The sequence below is a fragment of the Edaphobacter aggregans DSM 19364 genome, assembly GCF_000745965.1.
In the GTDB taxonomy this organism is placed as follows: Bacteria; Acidobacteriota; Terriglobia; order Terriglobales; family Acidobacteriaceae; genus Edaphobacter; species Edaphobacter aggregans.
In genome coordinates this window covers 1-15,707 of sequence record NZ_JQKI01000111.1, presented here as the reverse complement: position 1 = coordinate 15,707, position 15,707 = coordinate 1, and the positions used below count along the sequence as shown (strand labels likewise).

The following is a 15,707-nucleotide window of genomic DNA, read 5'->3' as shown; positions in this document are numbered from 1 at the left end:
GATGAAAACTACCACCAGTTGCGACGATCTGTCTCCTTCGCCAGCTTTGGCAAGCTCCGCTTCAAGACCGACTATGAACACGATCTGTGGTCTGAGTGCAGCCGCCTGATCTCCAACTGCATCATCTTTTACAACGCCTCCATCTTGTCTCGTCTCCTGGAACACAAGCAAAAAGCGGGACAGATGCAAGGCATCGACGAAATTAAGAACATCTCACCGATTGCCTGGCAGCACATCAATCTCCATGGGCGTTACGAATTCCAGAAACAGCCGGACCCCCTCAGCCTGGACGCCATCATTCAGGGATTGACGGAATGGGCACCCCAGCGAGACGCGGCATCAGCAGCTTGAATCTGAATTGAACCTTTTCGGGGCGTTATGCAAAAACCCCCATGGTCTACCTCCTGCGCGTCAGCCCAGCCGCGCTGCCACGCGGAGCTCTGAGTGTCGTCATTCGGTTGGCCGGCGACTCCGCTCCTGAAGCCGGCGTTATGGTCCTCGCCCCCGCCGTTGGTGCGGCTGCAGCCACCGAATGGTTCGCGCTCATGGATCAGTGTTTTCATGCGCTCCTTGCATGGCGTCAGTTGGGCAGGGCGGACAATTCCCGGAGTTTTACTATGGAAATCGCGATGGCTTCGTCTAGCGTCGCAATGTAGTCGCGGAACATTCCTACGATGCAGACCAGATTGGTTCGTCTTCCGGCCGTTGCGGCTGAATTGCTGAGACGGGTAAGTTTGGCTTCGATCCTTCGGGCATCTATTAGAGCTGAGGAACGTTTCTGTTTCAGGAGTTTTAGGGGAGAATTTAGGGGGTTCACGTGGATCACCTTCGGTGCCTAAGATGCAAGTTGCTCACGCCGAGTTGGCTGACCTACGGCGGATCCAGCATCTCAGGCCCATTATTGCGCCAGTTGCCGACGGCGGGGTTGGTGGGCGTCATTCACGCAGCGGCTTGGTTCACGTCCTCGCGAGGTTTCTTAGTGGGAAGGCAAGTGTGGCCATCGAACATCATTTTGAGTTCTGTATGAGCAGTATTTATATCTGATGCTCCAGAGGCGAACTCCAGACCACAAACACTGCAACTGCCCACTGTTTTTCCACTCTCTAGCCGTGTCTCGCCCTTAATATATCCAGTTTCCATGTCCAAAGCCTGCGCCGTGCCTCAAGGCATCGCAATCCTGCATAAATTCAGGGGGCTTGCTTCAATACGGCGCCTTTGAAATTGCTTTGAGACATGTGAAACTCAACTCTCTCTCCATTCCGAAAGAAGACTTCACAATAGTCTTCACGGTCGCCCTTTACGAGGTCAATTGCTTCTGGATTGAAGGTGTAGTCTCCGATGGTTACAAGCGTCATGGTCGTACCTCGCTGGCCGCAATCCTACCAGTCCGGAGGGCAGCATGAGGGTTACCTATTCAGCCTGGCGAATTGTTCCGCGGTCAACTCCAGCGTGATCTCGCCGAAGCTGCGCCGGATCATCATCTCGAAGATGTTGCGGTCCTCGAGCGTCTTGGGGCCGCCGGCGCGGCGCGTGAACTCGACCATGGCCTCGTCGCTATTGAAGAACGCCAGGCGCTGCAACTGGCGCCGGTTGCGGTCACTGTCGAAGAAACAAACGTGCCAGCCTTTGCGATAGGTGGATCGCAACGATTATTCCTTCACCGAGATATCGCGTTGTCGTCGTTTTGGTTAGATGGGGTCGGCGGCGCCAGCTAGCTCGCTTTGCCGACAAGGACCGGGCCCGGCTTGGAAGCAAACCCGAACGAAGGAGCGTTACGTCTGACTGATTCCTGTTTGAAGGTCGGACACAGGTGTGCGTAGTGGCGCATGGTGATCCGTGTGTCTTTGTGGCCCATCCATTGCCCGGGCGACCGAATATGGCAGACAGCGATCCGCTTCCTTCCTGGAACGAAGGATCCACGAAGCGAAGCATCCTAAATTTTGTCCGTGGGGTGACCACGGCTGATGGCCCTCAATTCGTCAACCCCGAAGAGCGGATCGCAGTCTTCGATAACGACGGGACTTTGTGGAGAGAGCAGCCTTTTTATTTCCAGTTTGCGTTTGTCCTCGACCGCATGAAGGCGATGGCGCCGCAACATCCCGAATGGAAAGACAACCCACTCTATGCGGCGGTCTTGGCGGGAGACATGAAGGCGTCGCTGCGGGAGGGGTAAAGGGCGTGCTGGAACTCGCGACGATTACCCACGTCATTGGTTTCCAATTGGCCGTTGCTCTTTCTTCGATTCAATTGCGTAAACACTATTCGTCTTTCGGGATTCAGCGACAATGGCAGCACTTTCCTCTAATTGATGCGTTGGTAAATTTCGCGAATGAAGACGTTGTAGAGCTGCCCGCCAGCTCGAACTGACCAACTTCCCGGGAAACGGTGCCATAGGTAAGTTCGGCCGAGATGCCAACCGTCCGGCAAGTTACTGAAAAATGGGATGAGAGCAGGTCCTTCGGATCGAGTCGATCTGCCATCTCGGAAACGACGTGTAGCGTCCGGTCCGCCCTCGTTGATTGGGATCGATCTTGGGGATGTCTGGAGCCATTACCGCACGCCTTGTTTCGGTAAACTAGCCCTGTGGTCGTCTCCGCGAAAGCGCGGGTTTCTGACTTGCGGCCCGGTACAGAATGGACTTCAAAATCACTCCGCGCGCTGATGAACGCATAAGCGAACGCAACCTGCGCATTTCGCCGCTCGAGTGCGGTCCGGCAAGCCCGCTTTCCAATTCGGCAGGCCCGCTTGTGGACACTCGCAACCGCGACCTGCGCGACCTGCGCATCTCCGTCACCGACCGTTGCAACTTTCGCTGCACCTACTGCATGCCCAGGAATGTGTTCAACGACAAGTATCAGTTCCTGCCGCATGACGAGGTGCTGACCTTCGAGGAGATCGTCCGTCTGGCGAAGATCTTCCGAGGCCACGGCGTGGAAAAGATTCGCCTTACCGGGGGCGAGCCGTTGCTGCGCCATGGAATCGAGAGGCTGGTCGAAATGCTGGCCAGAGCGTTGCCAGGCGTCGATCTCACGCTCACCACAAACGGATCGGCATTGAAAGCCAAGGCCAGGGCCCTCAAGGCAGCCGGCTTGACGCGCGTCACCGTGAGCCTCGATTCGATGGACGACGCCACCTTCAAGGCCATGAACGACGCCGATTTCCCCGTCGCCAAAGTGCTCGAAGCTATCGACATGGCTGCGGCCGAAGGGCTCAGCCCAGTCAAGATCAACATGGTGGTCAAACGCGGTGTCAACGACAGGCATGTGGTCGACATGGCCCGCTACTTCAAGGGTTCCGGAAACATTGTGCGCTTCATCGAATTCATGGATGTGGGCGCCACTAACGGCTGGAAGATGGATGACGTCATCCCCGGTGCGGAGGTAGTGAAACGCATCCACGAGGTGTTTCCCTGCGAACCCGTCGACCCCAACTATTCCGGTGAAGTTGCCAGGCGCTGGCGCTATCAGGATGGCGCGGGCGAGTTCGGCGTCATCTCCAGCGTTACGGAGGCCTTCTGCGGCGCCTGCACCCGCGTGCGGCTTTCCACCGATGGCGCGATCTACACCTGCCTGTTCGCTCGGAAGGGCTATGACCTGAAGTCGATGATGCGCACCGGAAAGAGCGATGAGGAGATTCACAACGCCATCGCCACCATCTGGCTGCACCGCGACGACAACTACTCCGAGATCCGCACCGCGGAGACAGCGAAGCAGCAGAAGGTGGAGATGAGTTTTATCGGGGGGTGAACGGGTCCGCATTTCCAACCTTTGGTGGTTCATAAACCCTGCCTCTCTTCGACAGTAAACTGCAATACCTGTCTGGTGGTCTGTTCCTACTCTGGCGGTGGTGCGTCGTAATACTTGACAAAAAAGTATGGTTTTGGGACCATGGCTGTAGTTGGAACCGCCCCGATGAAGATTACAGCCCAAGAAGAATACGGTCTTCGCTGCATCCTGCAACTGGCTTCTGTGCCCGTCGGGGAGCCTCTTGCCGGCGGAGAGATTGCGCGGCGCGAAGGTCTCTCCTATCCCTATGTCGAAAAGCTGCTCTGGACCCTGAAGAGGGCTGGTCTCACCAAGAGCCATCGAGGGGTCAAGGGGGGCTACGTTTTGTCGAGGTCCCCTGAAGAAATCAGTCTCGGCGATGTGCAAAGGGCGTTCGGTAGCCTCTGGGCGACAAAGGACATTTGCAGCCGCCATACGGGCAACCGCAGGACATGTATTCACCACGGAGGCTGCGCCCTACGCCCGGTTTGGGAAGGCATCGAACAATATATTGTGGGGGTGATGGACGGCATTCCAATCTCCCAACTCCTGGGCAAGGAAGCGCTGGTCCAATTGTCGCTGGGGGAGACATTTCGCATGTCTGCCTAGGTTCAGGTTCGCGAGTTATTTTTTTGACGTGAAACAGGAAATATTTGTCAGGTTTAAGTTTAAGGATGGCCTCAGTTTTGCAACTGCACAAAACGCGTTGAATCGGACGCGTTGAACTCCAGGAGGAGGCATCATGAGTACCGACACAAAGATCATAGACTCTCTTGTCGAGGGTGAATATAAGTGGGGCTTTGTTACTGAAGTTGAGTCGGACTCGGCCCCGAAGGGTCTAAACGAAGACACCATTCGCCTTATTTCGACCAAGAAAAACGAGCCGAAATTTATGTTGGAGTGGCGCTTGAAGGCGTTCCGTCACTGGCTAAAGCTGGAGAAACAAGAGGCTGAGCCCAAGTGGGCCAACATCAAATACGACGCCATCGACTATCAGGACATCATTTACTACTCCGCGCCTAAACCCAAGAAGGCCGGGCCGAAGAGTCTGGATGAAGTGGATCCCGAGATACTTCTCGCATACGAAAAACTTGGCCTCCCACTGAATGAGCAGAAGCGGCTGGCCGGCGTGGCGGTGGACGCGGTGTTCGACAGCGTCTCCGTGGCTACCACATTTCAGGCCAAGCTCGCTGAGATCGGCATTATCTTCTGCCCGTTCTCGGAGGCGGTGCAGCGCCACCCCGAACTGGTGAAGAAATATCTGGGTTCGGTGGTGCCTTACTCGGACAACTTCTTCGCCGCTCTGAACGCGGCCGTATTCACCGATGGCTCGTTCGTCTACGTCCCCAAGGGGGTTCGCTGCCCGATGGAGCTGATGACCTATTTCCGCATCAACGCGGCGGATTCGGGCCAGTTCGAACGCACGCTGATTATTGCCGACGAGGGTTCCTATGTGAGCTACCTCGAAGGCTGCACGGCGCCGACCCGCGACAAGAACCAGCTGCACGCCGCGGTGGTTGAGCTGGTTGCGCACGACAACGCCGAGATCAAGTACTCGACCGTGCAGAACTGGTATCCGGGAGATCCCGTGACGGGCAAGGGCGGGATCTATAACTTCGTCACCAAGCGCGGCAAATGCGAAGGGGTGAACTCGAAGATCTCCTGGACGCAGGTGGAGACCGGCGCTGCCATCACCTGGAAGTACCCGAGCGTCATCCTCCAGGGCGACAACTCCGTGGGCGAGTTCTACTCGGTGGCGCTCTCGAACCACTGGCAGCAGGCTGACACCGGCACCAAGATGATTCACATCGGCAAGAACACGCGGAGCACGATCATCGCCAAGGGCATCTCCGCCGGACACGGGCAGAACACCTATCGCGGCGGAGTCAAGGTGCTTAAGGGCGCAGTGGGGGCCCGCAACTACACGCAGTGCGATTCCCTGCTGATCGGCGACAAGTGCGGGGCGCACACCTTCCCCTACATCGAGGCGAAGAACTCCACCGCGCGCATCGAGCACGAAGCATCGACCTCGAAGGTCGGCGACGACCAGATCTTCTACCTGCAGCAGCGCGGCCTGCCGAAGGAAGATGCGCTTTCGATGATCATCAACGGCTTTTGTAAACAGGTCTTCCGCAAGCTGCCGATGGAGTTCGCCGTCGAGGCGCAGAAGCTGTTGAGCGTGAGTTTGGAAGGGAGTGTTGGCTAGCCTATGTCTATGTTGGAAGTAAGAAATTTACACGCGAGAATCGAAAACCGCGAGATACTCAAAGGTCTCAATCTGACGGTGAATGCCGGGGAAGTCCACTCGATCATGGGACCGAACGGCTCGGGGAAAAGCACGCTCGCGCAGGTGCTGGCCCGTCGCGAAAACTACGTGGTCACCGAAGGCGAGATACTGCTCGATGGCAAGGACCTGCTGGCTATGAAGCCGGAAGACGCAGCCTGCGAGGGCGTTTTCATGGCCTTTCAATACCCGATTGAGATCGCTGGAATCAGCAACGCCTACTTCCTGCGCGCAGCGCTGAATGCCGTCCGGAAATACCATGGCAAAAAAGAGATGGACGCCATGGACTTCATGCCGTTCTATAAGCAAAAGATGAAACTGCTCGAGGTGGACGAGAGTTTTATGACCCGCTCCGTGAACGACGGCTTCTCCGGCGGCGAGAAGAAGCGCAACGAGATTCTGCAGATGGCGTTGCTGGAGCCCAAGCTCGCTATTCTGGACGAGACCGACTCCGGACTCGATATCGATGCGATGCGCATTGTGGCCAACGGCGTCAACGCCATGCGCAGCCCCGACCGGGCCATCATCGTCATCACCCACTACCAGCGTCTGCTGGACTACATCGTTCCGGACTTCGTGCATGTGCTCGTCGATGGGCGGATCGTCAAGTCGGGCGGCAAGGAACTGGCGCTGACGCTCGAAGAACAGGGTTACGTTGGGGTCGAGACAGAGGCCGGTGCAACTGCGGTTGCGGTTTGATGGAGGGTACGAACGTGTCGACGACCATACAACAGCTCCCGAGTTACCTGGAAGCCCTCCTGCAGTTGCAGCAGCAGTCGCCAGTCCATCGCCAGGAGTCCTGGCTGCGAGGCGTGCGCGAGGACGCGTTTACCAGTTTCTGCCAGTTGGGCTTCCCTACCGTCCATGATGAAGACTGGCGCTTCACCAGCGTTGCGCCCATTGCCCAGACTACATTCCATCTCTCCGAGATTCGCGAAGACGAAACCGATACAGTCACCGAGGACGACATCGCTCCGTACAGGCTGGAGAGTCTGGCCGCGCAACTCGTGTTTGTGAACGGACGCTATGAGTCGAGGCTTTCGTGCCTGCCAGCGGGGCACAAAGGCTTGCAGGTTTCCAGCCTTGCCGAAGCGATGCTGAAGGAGCGGGAAAAAATCGAACCGCATCTCACGCGCTACACCGATTCCAGCAAGGAAGCCTTTACGGCACTGAACACGGCGTTCTTCGAGGACGGAGCATTCGTGTTCATTCCCCGGGGCCTTGCGCTTCAGAAGCCTATCTATCTTCTGTACCTCAATACCGGCAGCGAAACCCCACGCATAGCGAACCCGCGCAACCTGATCATGGCCGGCGAGAACAGCCAGGGCACGATCCTCGAGGACTATGTCTCGCTGGGTGTCGGCGTGTCGTTCACCAACGTCGTGACCGAGGTCGTCGCGGGGGAGCAGGCGGTGCTTCACCACTACAGGATCGAACGCGAGAGTACCGAAGTGTTTCACGTCTCCACGCTCAGCATCCAGCAGGGACGCAGCACGACAGTCAATTCGCATTCGGTGCTGACCGGCGGTGCGCTGGTACGCAACAACATACAACCGGTGCTGGCCGGCGAAGGCGGCAACTGTCTGATCAACGGTCTGTTCGTCGGCAATGGCCGGCAACATCTGGACAATTACATGAAGGTGGAACACAGGAGCGCACATTGCGCCAGCCACCAGTTCTACAACGGCATTCTGGACGGTGAGTCGCGCGGCGTCTTCCATGGCCGAATCCTGGTGTGCAAAGGCGCGCAGCAAACCGACTCGAAACAAACCAACCGCAACCTGCTTCTGTCGGACACTGCGCAGATGGACACGAAGCCGCAGCTTGAAATCTTTGCCGACGACGTGAAGTGTACGCACAGTGCGACGATAGGCCAGATCGACGAGGAAGCGCTCTTCTACCTGCGCTCGCGCGGTCTCGATGAAGCTGCGGCCGAAGGCCTCTTGTTGTTCGCCTTTGCCAGCGAGTGCCTGGAACGGATGAATCCGGGTTTGATCCGCAACTACCTGGCAAAGATCATCATGCGGGCCTTGCCCCAGGCTAAGCAATCGGAGGCGGCGCTATGAGCACAACTGCCAACAGCGTCAGCGCCGTGGCTGCTGGTTTCGATGCTGCCCAGCTCAGTAAAGACTTTCCCGCGCTGAACCAACTCGTGCACGGCAAGCCACTCGTCTACCTGGACAACGCCGCGACGTCGCAGAAGCCGCGGTCCGTCATCGACGCCATCATCCGCTTTTACGAAGAGGATTGTTCGAACATCCACCGCGGCGTGCATCTGCTCTCCGAGCGCGCGACCAAGGCGTATGAAGAGGTACGGCTCGCCGTCCAGCAGTTCATCCATGCAGCCAGTCCCGCCGAGGTGATCTTCGTCCGCGGAGCCACGGAAGCCATCAACCTGGTGGCGCAAAGCTACGGCAGGACACAGGTGCAGGCTGGCGACGCAGTCCTGATCTCTGCGATGGAGCACCACTCCAACATTGTGCCCTGGCAGATACTTTGCGAGGAGAAGGGTGCGAAGCTGAGCATTATTCCGATGAACGATCGCGGCGAGCTCTTGCTGGAGGAGTATGAAAAGCTGCTGACGCCTGAAACAAAACTGGTGGCTGTGGCGCATATGTCTAACGCCCTCGGCACGATCAATCCGGTGCGGCAGCTCATTCGTATGGCGCATGAACGCGGCATCCCCGTGCTGGTGGATGGTGCTCAGGCTGTTCCTCACCTCCAGGTGGACGTACAGGACTTGGACTGCGATTTCTACGCCTTCTCCGGGCACAAGATGTACGGACCGACGGGAATTGGCATCCTGTACGGCAAGCAGCGGCTGCTCGAAGCCATGCCTCCTTATCAGGGCGGGGGCGACATGATCAGCTCGGTCACCTTCGAGAAGACGACCTACAACTCCCTTCCCCACAAGTTCGAGGCGGGTACGCCGGACATCGCCGGAGTCATCGGCCTAGGCGCAGCCATCGAGTATTTAACGCGCATCGGGCTGGACAACGTGGCGGCGCACGAGCACAACCTGCTGGCCTATGCCACGGAGCGGATCTCCCTATTGCCAGGGGTTCGCGTGATCGGCACCGCGCAGGAAAAGGCCGCTGTGCTTTCCTTCGTCCTCGACGGCATACACCCGCACGACATCGGCACCATCCTCGATCAGGAGGGGATCGCTGTTCGCACCGGGCATCACTGCGCCCAGCCGGTGATGCAGTTCTTTGGCATACCGGCGACCACACGCGCTTCCTTTGCGCTGTACAACACAGAAGCGGAGATCGATGCCTTGATGCGAGGGATCACAAAGGTTCAGGAGATGTTCGCATGATGCCAGAATCGGACGTTCGGGATCTCTATCAGGACATGATCCTCGAGCATTGGAAGAGGCCGGAAAACTTTCACCCCCTGCCCGATGCAAACCGGAAGGCGGAGGGCTTCAACCCGCTCTGCGGCGACCACTTCACAGTGTTCCTGCAGCTCGATAACGATACGGTCACGGACATCAGCTTTGAGGGTTCGGGCTGCGCCATCTCCAAGTCCTCGGCCTCGATGATGACCGCCAGCCTGAAGGGCAAGACGAAGAGCCAGGCACAGGAGTTGTTCGCGCAGTTTCAACGGCTGGTTACGAACCAGACGAGCGAGGCGGATGAAGAAGCAAACCTCGGCAAGCTGGTTGTCTTTTCCGGTGTCTGTGAGTTCCCGGTGCGGGTGAAGTGCGCCATCCTGGCATGGCACGCGATGATGTCGGCCCTCGATCAGAAGAACGACACGGTTTCAACCGAGTAGTCGCCCCATCGAGTTGCAATGCGAGACACGGCCAAAGCTGGCAATGAACTGGCGTTTTAGCAGGCTGTACAAATGAAAGGAGCGCTTGAATGATTACGATGACAGCAAACGCGGCCGAGGTTGTGCGAGGCGACATCAACAAGGAGAAGTTGCCGGCGGGCACGGCGCTCCGGCTCGGGGTCGTCAACGATGGCTGCAAGGATAGCAACACTCAATACCGCTACGTGCTGGAACTCGATTCGGAGGCGGTTCGTCCCGGCGACCACCTCTTCGAGAGCGAAGGAATCACGATACGGGTCGATCGGCAGAGTCTGGCCCATCTCGACGGGGTTCAGCTGGGAGTCAAGCAAGGCCCCCACGGAAACGAATACATGTTTCTAAATCCTCACGCGGAACATAGTTGCAGCTGCGGGAACACTTTCTCGGAAGTTATGCCGGACATACAAGTCAAGGAAGTGGAGGCAAACTAATGGCTGTAAACGAAATGGTTTCTCTTAGCCGCGATTGTAAGGTGAGCATCATCCCCAGCGGGGAGACAATGATCCTAGCTACCGGCACTGAGGTCTGGATTACGCAGGCGTTGGGCGGCTCCTACACGGTGATGACAGGGACAGGTCACATGGTCCGCATCGATAACCGCGACGCTGACGCTATCGGAAAAGAGGTCACACCCCCACCAGGCAGCACAAAAGGCGCGGCTGGGGGCTCCCTGGAGAAGATGGTCTGGGAGCAATTGAAAACATGCTACGACCCTGAGATCCCAGTCAACATCGTGGACCTCGGCCTCGTGTATCACTGCGGGGTAACGCCACTGGCCGAAGGCGGCAATCAAGTGGACGTACGGTTCACGCTAACTGCTCCGGGTTGCGGCATGGGCGGCGTGCTCAAGCGAGACATCGAGGGCAAGGTCGCCCGTATTCCGGACGTAACCCAATGCAACATCGAGGTTGTTCTGGATCCGCCCTGGAACCAGGGCTTGATGTCGATGGCGGCACAGCTGCAGCTTGGCCTGATGTAAGCCTGCTGCGAGGATTGGAGAGCAATGCGACCCGAAATCGGAAGTACGGAAGGAATCGACATGCCAATGGCCTCAGCAAAAGCCCGCGAAGAAGGATCCGCGGCCCAGCCGGCCATCGGCCCGGACGCCACGATGGCTGATATTCTCCATGCCTACCCAACCGCCAAGATAGCGCTGTTTATCCGGTATCACATCGGGGGATGTACCAGTTGCAGTTATCAGCTCACTGACACGCTTGCGGAGGTCTGCCAGAAATACAGCATCGCGGATTCTTTCGAGGCCGTGCGCGCCGTCATCCGGCAAAGCGCAAGCGTGGAGGCGAAAATCCATATCTCGCAGCAAGAGCTTGCCAGCGCACTCCAGCGGGGAGAGGGCCTGCGGCTTCTCGATACGAGATCAACCAGCGAATGGCAGGCAGGCCACCTCGTGGGTGCGCGGCCGGTCACGGTGGAATTGACCTTCAACGCGCTCGATTCCTGGTCTAAGGAGACCCCGATCGTTTTCTACTCCAACGAGGGACGGAGGAGCCTCGACAAAGCAGCCTACTTCCAGGCCTACGGTTTTACGAACGCTCGCAGCCTCGACGGTGGAATCCAGGACTGGCCAGGCAGGCTTGAATCACCCCTGACCGCTACTCTTCCGTGATTGAGATACCCGCGAATCTCAAAGGAATCCGAAACTCTTTTCTGACACCGATCAGCTCATGAAAAATGAATGCGTGGGTTAAGCAACTGACAGGCAAAACAGAAGTCCCTTTCTAAGAAGTTCTGTCTACTAAGCGACCGACTCCCCAAAGCCAGCTAGTGCAAAGTATTCTCATGACAAACGATCTTGCTCCCGCATACTTTCGGCGGATAGAATGAGTGGCGGCGTAATCATCACGTTCAGCGATGGCAAGTGCGCAATTTACTCAGCGTCTCTTCTACACGCAACGTTAACGCAAGCTAAACAATCTTTAGAGCCAGTCAAAGATAAGTAAAGAGGATCACCCTTCTTCGGAGGGCTCCTTATCGTTCTGGTTTGCTGCTATCTTGCGGTATCGCTTTCCAGTCTTGGCGGCCTTCGCTTCTTTGAATCTTCTGTCTAATTCTTCCTCGGATACAGACATGATTTTATCCATTTGCCTTATTTCGAATTTTTCAAATTCTTCCTCAATCTCTCGAACTTTTTAATTTGGCATCGTGCTCCCCAACGAAGCCTGCAAACGCTTCATCATGAGAGTCATATTCTCATACACTTTAGCTATCGCGACGCTGACTCGGGGCGCCCAGTCCTCTAATTTGTGATAATCTCGCTGTCCGAATGCTCAGATCTTTGGTGAGGCCAACTGTCATGAGCAACTCCGCTGCGAATCGGCGCTCTGCGAGTATTCTGCAGATCGCGTGAGAAGGCTGAGGAGCCTGAGCGGGCTTTCGCCATCCAGATAAGGATCCAGCCATGGAGAAGACAATAGAATTCACGCACGAGGACCGAGCCCGTCTCGCACGCCTATATGAGGAAGCTGCCGGGAGGTTATATGAGGCTGCGCTATTGATTTCAAGAAATGTTGGTCTAAAGGGAGAACTAACCGGCTTTCAGTTCGAACACTCCAGAAAGGTGCGCACGCAGACCGAGCCTGAAGCTGCAGCTCAGGGAACTCCAGCCGTAGCGGCATTGGTGCGCTATGTCACAGTCGGTCACAGAGTTTACGTAATTGCAGACAGCGGATGCGGCTATTATGACTTCGACGCGGGAGTTTGTGCGTCCGCACCGTGCTTCTGACCGTCGCTCCGAATCGTCACACCAGAGTGTCATTTCTTTCGGACGACATCCAGAAACTTGTCGCCTGTTCGTTCATCACCCCGAGGAAATGCCTCGACGATGACCGGGCATCGCGGTCGACGAATTGCTTCGGCCACACCTTGGGGGAGACGGCCACTCTGCGCTGTGGCTTCTGAAGCCTCAATCCCCTATCGAACAGCCGTCAGGTGGGCGAGTGGCTGTCGTTATTCCTTAACCTGTATAACGAGTTTACCCATTCGAAAGGGTTTGCTTCTCCCCTAAACCTGTAGAATTATTCCCTAACCTGTAGAACAATTGCGCGTGCGATCGTCATGGCGGGTGCAAATTGAATCCAGATATGGAGACAGCGAAACGACGCTGAGTGGCTGCGCGCCAGCGAGCGTGCGAGCGCTCTCTCGGGTCTGCTCACCAGGAGGAGCCCAACAGTCGTAGAAGAAGCTGCAAGGGACCTGAAACTCAGTCCGACCATGGTCCGCAGGCTGTTGGCCCATGTCGCAAGAATCCTTCCAGGGCTGCGCGAGGCCGTGGATTTCTACGGATAAAGGAATATTTCTACAGGTTAAGGATTAGCCCTTTTCTACAGGTAAGGGAATAATTTGGGCCGCCATTCAGCACATTTCTACAGGTTAAGGAATAACGACAACCTGCAAGAGGCGTGCAGGCTGCTCGGAGTGAAAAGACAGAACATAGTCTCGATGAAGCCGCGTCCTAGTGCTGTCCGAACACCAATGAAAGCGGAGTCCTGAGCCGTGGAGAGCGGCGATTCTCATGTCGTTGCCAACAGTCTTTGGAATGATGGTTGGTTTCCATCATCGCACCGACGATTTCACCGGCTTTGAGTAGGTCGACTGTGGGCAAATTCGCGGCTGGTCCGCACATACTTTTGCTAGTAGATGGCTACTGTGTGAGGAAATATATTCAATTGTGCGCAGGGCCTAGGCGATATAGGTATTGACCCAATGGCGGCACAGGTCGTGGCATCCCCGATTCTCGTATTGGTAGATGATAGCCCAGCTTTTTCTGTGACTGTCTTGGAGATGTTGCGAACAAAATATAGAGTTGCAGCAGCGTTCTCCGACGGTACTTCCGCTCTGGATAAGATAGGGGTTCTCAGTCCCGATATTGTTATTTTGGATATCTCTTTAGGAGATCTGAGTGGTTTCGAAGTTGCAAGACGTCTAAAGCTTAGCAAGTGTCCCGCAAAGATTATCTTCTTGACGATGCACGAAGATACCGATTTCGTGAGCGCAGCGCGTGATGTCGGCGCGTCTGGCTATGTCTTTAAGTCTTGCTTAACCGTAGATCTTACAAAGGCGATTGATACAGTTTTCCATGGAGGGCGGTTCCAGTCCGGCGCCCTTTCCACAAAAGTTCGGTAGCCAAGGATGAGGTCGCTGTTTGCTCGTTCGATCAATGGTCAACAGAGGATGAGCAACCGAATCTGTGTCGGTTTTCCTTTAGCTGTAGAACTAATTTGCTGATGACAAAAGACTTAGGCTATTCCTGAGCCTGTAGAAATGTTCCGTAGCCTGTAGAAAAATGCCTTACCTGTAGAACAATTGCGCATGCATTTTAGAGCCTTCAGAGACGTCCCAGCGAGCGCTTTGCACTGCAATTGCCACGCCAACTGCGCTCTTTAATCGATGCCCCCAATTCTACTGGTAAGAGGATTTCTATAGGTAAGGGAATAGAAATGCGCCTCCACTACCCAATTTCTACAGGTAAAGGAAAAACGACATACGGCAAGGCCGCCGGCTATAGCCGCGGCCTCAGGCCACGTGCATGCTTTTGCCTGCCGGAGCCAGCAGGTCTTCAATCCTCACAGGCAGATCGCGAACATGTACACCAGTCGCGTGATACACAGCCCCGGTGATCGCAGCCGCAATTCCCGCGAGCCCGATCTCGCCTACACCACGCGCGCCCAGCGCATTCAGCTCGTAGTCCGGATAGTCGAGGAAGGTCACATCGATATCGGGCGTGTCCGCGTTGACTGCGACGACGTAGTCAGCGAGGTTGTTGTTGATCGGCGCGCCAGTTCGCGGATCGTACATCGTCTCCTCGAACAAGGCCATGCCGACGCCCATCATCACGGCGCCTTCAATCTGATTGCGCGCCGCGGGGGGATTCAGCATGCGGCCTGCATCGATCACCGTCACCACGCGGCTCACGCGAAGACGCGCAATCTCCGGCTGCCACGTCACCTCGGCAAACTGCGCACCGTACGAGTGGAACGACAGCTTCGGCTTGCCCCCAAGCGTGCCCTCCGACTTGCCTTTGCCTGAGACCGCGTTCGTCTTTGCGATTCGCAGGATCTCCTCCATCGGAATCGCGCCCTGCGTCTGCCCCTTCAGCCGCACCATGCCGTCAACAAACTCGAGATCATCCGGCTTCTTGTCCTTGAACGGCGATCCATCGGACTTCACCGCCGCGAGCAGCAATGTCTTTCCCGCATTCTGCGCAGCCTGCAAGGACGCGGGTGTAATCGACGCCGTCACCCACGACCCTCCCGAGATCGGCCCCGGCGGCAAAGCGGAGTCACCCAACACAACGTCGATCTTCTTCAGCGGCAGACCCGTCTCATGGCTTGCCACCTGCGCGATCGCCGTATAGGTGCCGCCTCCAATATCCTGCGTCCCGCAGGTCACCCGCGCACGACCATCCTGTAGCAGTTCCACCGTCACCTCGGTCTCGGACCTCGCTGCAATCCACGAGCACGCAGCAACACCCGAGCCCAGCGTCAGGCCGTCGCGCTTCATCGAGCCAACCTCCGGCGTGCGGCGCGACCAGCCGAACTTCTCCGCGCCCACCGTAAGGCACTCCTTCATGTGCCGCGACGAGAACGGAATGTTCAGGCTCTCATCCATCGCCGGCTCGTTCTTCAACCGCAGCTGAACGGGATCCATCTTGGGGGTTTTTGCATAACGCCCCGAAAAGGTTCAATTCAGATTCAAGCTGCTGATGCAGCGTCTCGCTGGGGTGCCCATTCCGTCAATCCCTGAATGATGGCGTCCAGGCTGAGGAGGTCCGGCTGTTTCTGGAATTCGTAACGCCCATGGAGATTGATGTGCTGCCAGGCAATCGG

At 56.7% G+C, this 15,707-nt stretch carries 17 protein-coding genes; 14 read left to right on the top strand and 3 right to left on the bottom strand.

Annotated elements, in window-relative coordinates; all coding sequences use genetic code 11:
• Positions 1–351: Tn3 family transposase (locus tag Q363_RS24860; RefSeq protein ID WP_035356177.1), on the top strand; the 351-nt coding region annotated here is incomplete at its 5' end.
• A gap of 1,055 nt (positions 352–1,406) precedes the next feature.
• Here Q363_RS24860 and Q363_RS24850 read toward each other — a convergent pair.
• Entirely contained in the window at positions 1,407–1,646 is a 240-nt protein-coding gene (locus tag Q363_RS24850) for a hypothetical protein (RefSeq protein WP_035356174.1), read from the bottom strand.
• A 230-nt stretch (positions 1,647–1,876) separates the two neighbouring features.
• Here Q363_RS24850 and Q363_RS24845 point away from each other — a divergent pair, with 230 nt between their 5' ends.
• The 12 genes from Q363_RS24845 (at position 1,877) to Q363_RS24795 (ending at position 11,488) form a co-directional block, all read left to right on the top strand.
• The gene (locus Q363_RS24845; RefSeq protein ID WP_035356171.1) at positions 1,877–2,173 is read left to right on the top strand and encodes an HAD family hydrolase; all 297 of its coding nucleotides are present in this window, start codon (positions 1,877–1,879) and stop codon (positions 2,171–2,173) included.
• Positions 2,174–2,178: 5 nt separating this feature from the next.
• Positions 2,179–2,367, top strand: coding sequence for a hypothetical protein (locus Q363_RS41125; protein WP_157467501.1), 189 nt, complete (start codon positions 2,179–2,181; stop codon positions 2,365–2,367).
• A 380-nt stretch (positions 2,368–2,747) separates the two neighbouring features.
• Complete coding sequence (gene moaA / locus Q363_RS24840) at positions 2,748–3,746, top strand: GTP 3',8-cyclase MoaA (RefSeq protein ID WP_245632450.1); 999 nt, start codon at positions 2,748–2,750, stop codon at positions 3,744–3,746.
• Positions 3,747–3,911: 165 nt separating this feature from the next.
• Positions 3,912–4,373: an RrF2 family transcriptional regulator gene (locus tag Q363_RS36770; protein ID WP_051979283.1), complete on the top strand. Its 462-nt coding sequence runs from the start codon at positions 3,912–3,914 to the stop codon at positions 4,371–4,373.
• Positions 4,374–4,506: 133 nt separating this feature from the next.
• On the top strand, positions 4,507–5,970 hold the full coding sequence (gene sufB, locus Q363_RS24830; protein WP_035356169.1) for a Fe-S cluster assembly protein SufB: 1,464 nt from the start codon (positions 4,507–4,509) through the stop codon (positions 5,968–5,970).
• Positions 5,971–5,973: 3 nt separating this feature from the next.
• The gene (gene sufC, locus Q363_RS24825; RefSeq protein ID WP_211256337.1) at positions 5,974–6,747 is read left to right on the top strand and encodes a Fe-S cluster assembly ATPase SufC; all 774 of its coding nucleotides are present in this window, start codon (positions 5,974–5,976) and stop codon (positions 6,745–6,747) included.
• Between the two features lie 14 nt (positions 6,748–6,761).
• Complete coding sequence (gene sufD / locus Q363_RS24820) at positions 6,762–8,114, top strand: Fe-S cluster assembly protein SufD (RefSeq protein ID WP_169747116.1); 1,353 nt, start codon at positions 6,762–6,764, stop codon at positions 8,112–8,114.
• Complete coding sequence (locus Q363_RS24815; protein ID WP_035356163.1) at positions 8,111–9,367, top strand: cysteine desulfurase; 1,257 nt, start codon at positions 8,111–8,113, stop codon at positions 9,365–9,367. The genes sufD and Q363_RS24815 overlap by 4 nt, the downstream gene beginning before the upstream one ends.
• Entirely contained in the window at positions 9,364–9,825 is a 462-nt protein-coding gene (sufU, locus tag Q363_RS24810) for a Fe-S cluster assembly sulfur transfer protein SufU (protein WP_211256336.1), read from the top strand. Before Q363_RS24815 ends, sufU begins: the two co-directional genes overlap by 4 nt.
• An 89-nt stretch (positions 9,826–9,914) precedes the next feature.
• On the top strand, positions 9,915–10,295 hold the full coding sequence (locus Q363_RS36765) for a HesB/IscA family protein (protein WP_051979281.1): 381 nt from the start codon (positions 9,915–9,917) through the stop codon (positions 10,293–10,295).
• Entirely contained in the window at positions 10,295–10,843 is a 549-nt protein-coding gene (gene sufT, locus Q363_RS24800; protein WP_035356161.1) for a putative Fe-S cluster assembly protein SufT, read from the top strand. The genes Q363_RS36765 and sufT overlap by 1 nt, the downstream gene beginning before the upstream one ends.
• A 24-nt stretch (positions 10,844–10,867) precedes the next feature.
• Positions 10,868–11,488 carry a rhodanese-like domain-containing protein gene (locus Q363_RS24795; RefSeq protein ID WP_051979280.1) on the top strand — a complete coding sequence of 207 codons (621 nt, stop codon included), beginning with the start codon at positions 10,868–10,870 and terminating at the stop codon, positions 11,486–11,488.
• A gap of 340 nt (positions 11,489–11,828) precedes the next feature.
• Here the strand turns inward: Q363_RS24795 and Q363_RS45680 are convergent, their stop codons facing one another.
• Positions 11,829–11,951 carry a hypothetical protein gene (locus Q363_RS45680; protein ID WP_281176077.1) on the bottom strand — a complete coding sequence of 41 codons (123 nt, stop codon included), beginning with the start codon at positions 11,949–11,951 and terminating at the stop codon, positions 11,829–11,831.
• A 1,633-nt stretch (positions 11,952–13,584) separates the two neighbouring features.
• Between Q363_RS45680 and Q363_RS24785 the strand changes: the two genes are divergently transcribed.
• Positions 13,585–14,004, top strand: a complete 420-nt coding sequence (locus Q363_RS24785; protein WP_051979279.1) for a response regulator — start codon at positions 13,585–13,587, stop codon at positions 14,002–14,004.
• Positions 14,005–14,394: 390 nt separating this feature from the next.
• Here the strand turns inward: Q363_RS24785 and Q363_RS24780 are convergent, their stop codons facing one another.
• The gene (locus Q363_RS24780; protein ID WP_245632448.1) at positions 14,395–15,528 is read right to left on the bottom strand and encodes a xanthine dehydrogenase family protein molybdopterin-binding subunit; all 1,134 of its coding nucleotides are present in this window, start codon (positions 15,526–15,528) and stop codon (positions 14,395–14,397) included.
• Positions 15,529–15,707 lie beyond the last annotated feature (179 nt).

What these genes read in the sequence shown, in the direction of transcription:
- sufT (WP_035356161.1), top strand. Translation starts at nt 10,295, where the DNA reads ATGGCTGTAAACGAAATGGTTTCTCTTAGCCGCGATTGTAAGGTGAGC.
- Q363_RS36770 (WP_051979283.1), top strand. Translation starts at nt 3,912, where the DNA reads ATGAAGATTACAGCCCAAGAAGAATACGGTCTTCGCTGCATCCTGCAA.
- sufC (WP_211256337.1), top strand. Translation starts at nt 5,974, where the DNA reads ATGTCTATGTTGGAAGTAAGAAATTTACACGCGAGAATCGAAAACCGC.
- Q363_RS24780 (WP_245632448.1), bottom strand. Translation starts at nt 15,528, where the DNA reads ATGGATCCCGTTCAGCTGCGGTTGAAGAACGAGCCGGCGATGGATGAG.
- sufB (WP_035356169.1), top strand. Translation starts at nt 4,507, where the DNA reads ATGAGTACCGACACAAAGATCATAGACTCTCTTGTCGAGGGTGAATAT.
- Q363_RS36765 (WP_051979281.1), top strand. Translation starts at nt 9,915, where the DNA reads ATGATTACGATGACAGCAAACGCGGCCGAGGTTGTGCGAGGCGACATC.
- Q363_RS24785 (WP_051979279.1), top strand. Translation starts at nt 13,585, where the DNA reads ATGGCGGCACAGGTCGTGGCATCCCCGATTCTCGTATTGGTAGATGAT.
- sufU (WP_211256336.1), top strand. Translation starts at nt 9,364, where the DNA reads ATGATGCCAGAATCGGACGTTCGGGATCTCTATCAGGACATGATCCTC.
- Q363_RS24795 (WP_051979280.1), top strand. Translation starts at nt 10,868, where the DNA reads ATGCGACCCGAAATCGGAAGTACGGAAGGAATCGACATGCCAATGGCC.
- Q363_RS24845 (WP_035356171.1), top strand. Translation starts at nt 1,877, where the DNA reads ATGGCAGACAGCGATCCGCTTCCTTCCTGGAACGAAGGATCCACGAAG.
- Q363_RS24815 (WP_035356163.1), top strand. Translation starts at nt 8,111, where the DNA reads ATGAGCACAACTGCCAACAGCGTCAGCGCCGTGGCTGCTGGTTTCGAT.
- Q363_RS45680 (WP_281176077.1), bottom strand. Translation starts at nt 11,951, where the DNA reads ATGTCTGTATCCGAGGAAGAATTAGACAGAAGATTCAAAGAAGCGAAG.